The sequence below is a fragment of the Rhizobacter sp. P3_C12 genome, assembly GCF_056402735.1.
In genome coordinates this window covers 1-941 of record NZ_JBFUGW010000625.1, presented here as the reverse complement: position 1 = coordinate 941, position 941 = coordinate 1, and the positions used below count along the sequence as shown (strand labels likewise).

The 941-nt window shown below is 75.7% G+C and carries 2 protein-coding genes; both read left to right on the top strand.

The genetic code is table 11. The features are described from left to right. Window positions 1-623, top strand: a 623-nt coding sequence (locus tag AC1DXV_RS35025) for a hypothetical protein (RefSeq protein WP_477938101.1), incomplete at its 5' end; no start/stop codon positions are given. Beyond that, the coding region (locus AC1DXV_RS35020) for a contractile injection system tape measure protein (protein WP_477938100.1) at window positions 616-941 on the top strand (326 nt) is incomplete at its 3' end. The genes AC1DXV_RS35025 and AC1DXV_RS35020, both read left to right, overlap by 8 nt.

Here is a 941-nt window from a genome sequence, read left to right as displayed (position 1 = left end):
GCGCCGGGCTGTGGCGCGACCGCTACCGGCTGCTGGCGCCGGCCGGGGCCGCGCCGACCTCGCCGCACCGCCTGCTGCTCGGTCCCGACGAGGATGGCCGCTGGTGGGACCTGGGCGAGCACACCGATGCCCCGGCCGCGCGGCGCGCCGCCGGCAGCCTGCGGCTGTTCCTGCTGCACCTGCACCAGGAGAGCGAGGGGATGCACGTGGTCGAGCACGTGCTGCTGCGCCCGCTCGCGCCGGGCGGCCGCGCGCATGCGGCGCTGAACCTGAAGCCGGGCTTCCATGCGCTGCGCGTCACGGTGCTGATGCCGGGCTGGACCGCGCGCACCCGCCAGCCGGCGTTCCGCCGCTTCGCGCAGGACACCTTGCGCATCAACTGCCCGGCCCACCTGTCGCTGCACTGCCTGTGGCTGGAGCTGGAGGCGATGCAGCGCTTCGAGGCCTGCTGGGTGCCGTGGCTGGCGGCACGCGAGGCGCTGGCGGCCGCGCCCGGCGATGCGCACCTGGCCGAGCAGGCGGACGGGGCGGCCTGCCRCGTGATCCAGTGTGTGCGCCAGCCGGGCGACACCCCCGATGCAGGAGGCGAGGGCGACGAGCCCTTCGTCCAGGGCCATGCCTGACGCGCACCTGATCGAGCACCTGCACATCGATGTCGGCTTCGACGGCGCGCTGCCGGCCGACGAGGCCGACGAGGCTGAAGTACGGCTCGCCGCGTTCATGCAGGGCCCGGCGCTGCGCATCGTCGACGAGCTGTTCGACGAGGCCTGCGCGCCCGACGAGGTGTGGCGCATCGACGAGCTGGCGATCGACCTCGGCGAGGTGCCGGTCAACGGCATGGAAGACGAATGGGCGCTGCGCCTGCGCGAGCGGCTGCAGGACCGGCTGGCCGACCTGCGGGGGCCCGGTGGCGCGGCCGCGGCGCGCGGCGGGGCCGGCGG